The sequence below is a fragment of the Acetobacter orientalis genome (assembly GCF_000963965.1).
Classification (GTDB): domain Bacteria; phylum Pseudomonadota; class Alphaproteobacteria; order Acetobacterales; family Acetobacteraceae; genus Acetobacter; species Acetobacter orientalis.
The window spans coordinates 1-300 of the sequence record NZ_BAMX01000043.1 but is presented as its reverse complement, the minus strand read 5'-3'; the positions used below and the strand labels follow the sequence as shown (position 1 = coordinate 300).

Sequence of the window (300 nt, the reverse complement as noted above, 5' to 3'; positions counted from 1 at the left end):
GATCATCGCACACGGCGTGAAGTTTTGAGTTCAGGCCGCCTTTTGTCCGTCCGATATGGCGGGGAAAAGCCCTTTTTTGAGCAGGGACGCCGATGTCCGGTGTGCCTTGAGGTGTGTTGCATCAATCATAAGACGCATCGAACGGCCAGCCTGTTCTGTCAGGGCGACAAAGATCCTGTCAAAGACACCCAGGCGGCCCCACCGGATAAAGCGGTTGTATAAAGTCTTGTGTAGACCATACGCTTTCGGAGCATCCTTCCACTGAAGGCCGTTGCGGATGACATAAACGATCCCGCTCAG

At 54.3% G+C, this 300-nt stretch carries 1 pseudogene; it reads right to left on the bottom strand.

Features of this window, described 5'->3' with window-relative positions:
* Positions 1 to 300: pseudogene (locus Abor_RS12455) on the bottom strand (transposase); the annotation flags it as partial.